Here is a 1,213-nt window from a genome sequence, read left to right as displayed (position 1 = left end):
GAACAGCGACCCGCAGAGAATCTACAGTTGCGCCATGCGAGGCGACGGCGCGCATTTTTGCGTCGACCAATGCAGCCAGACGCTCGATATACTGCGTGTCGGTTCCGCGCAGGTTGTAGATCTGCCCGTAGATATCAACACTGACGGCCTGGGGGATTTCTGCCATCGTTCCTCCTACAGTGTCTCGAGCTGCTCGAGCAGCTTCTCCATACGTCCGCGCACGTTCTCGCGTTCGCCCTTCAGGCTATCGACCTGCGTCTGAACGTCCTGGGTTTCCATCTGCTGCAGCTCGAGCTGTTCGCGCAACGACTGTAGCTGCTGTGTGAGTTGCGCGACCTTCGCCTCGGCGGCGGCGCGCTCTTCCCGCTCCTTGCGGACAATCTCAACGGCACGAAGCACTTTCTGTTCAAGTGCCTGCAGTTCATCGACGGTTACGGTGGTTGCAGTGGTGCTCATAGCTGAAAATCTACCTCTTCTGGGCGAAGTATAGCCTTCGCGCGGGTGAATATGCGGCTGGAAATCCACAACCTGGGGAATCTGGCTTGGCACCTGTCTTCTCCCGGCGCTGACTGAAAGGAGTTGGATGACGCGCCCTACGCGCGCAGTTTCCCGCCAAGCCCTTCCAGCGTTTTGATGATCTCGGCCGACCAGCCCGTCAGCTCTTCGTCGCGCAGCGTGCGCTCTTGCGACTGGAAGACAACGCGCGTCAGCAGGGAGTAGTGTCCGGCAGGGACAGCCTTGCCCTTCGCGTCGCGGAAGATCTCCACCGGCGCCACCCGCAGCAGTTCGGCGTTTCCGAGCCCATGAATCGCGGCTTCCACTGCTGCCCATGTCACCGCATCCGGGAAGACAAACGAGAAGTCGCGCTCGACCGCCTGATAACGCGAGATTTCATGGGCCACCGGAGTGCGCAGCGGGAAGGCGAAGAGCTTCGCCAGATTCACCTCGGCCAGCCACACCGGCTGCCGCAGCTTGCGCTTGGCAGCTTCTGCCGAAGCCAGCTCACCCAGCACGGCCACGATCTGGCCTTCGATCGCGATGGTGGCTCCGCGGCCCGGCTCGATCCACGACGGCAGATTCATCTGCGCATATACCGGCGCTGTGACACGGAAGCGTGCGAACAGCTTTTCGAGTGCGCCTTTCAGCTCGTAGAAGAGGGCATCGGCCTCGCTGACCACTGCGGTGGCACGGGCTCCGCCGGTTGCTCCCAGAG

General features: G+C 61.7%; 2 protein-coding genes and 1 pseudogene. All 3 read right to left on the bottom strand.

Translation table 11 applies throughout. The features are described 5' to 3' along the window. Nucleotides 1-166 (bottom strand): cell division protein ZapA (locus tag AB4043_RS26110; protein WP_442308598.1); only part of this gene is annotated, 166 nt, incomplete at its 3' end. 8 nt (nucleotides 167-174) lie between these two features. After that, entirely contained in the window at nucleotides 175-456 is a 282-nt protein-coding gene (locus AB4043_RS26105; protein WP_442301522.1) for a hypothetical protein, read from the bottom strand. Nucleotides 457-593: 137 nt separating this feature from the next. Beyond that, nucleotides 594-1,213 (bottom strand): annotated as a pseudogene (locus tag AB4043_RS26100) (phenylalanine--tRNA ligase subunit beta); the annotation flags it as partial.

Origin of the sequence: Terriglobus sp. YAF25 (genome assembly GCF_052113305.1) — a bacterium.
Lineage (GTDB): Bacteria > Acidobacteriota > Terriglobia > Terriglobales > Acidobacteriaceae > Terriglobus.
Note: the sequence above shows the minus strand (reverse complement) of the source record. Positions and strands in the feature narration are given on the sequence as shown.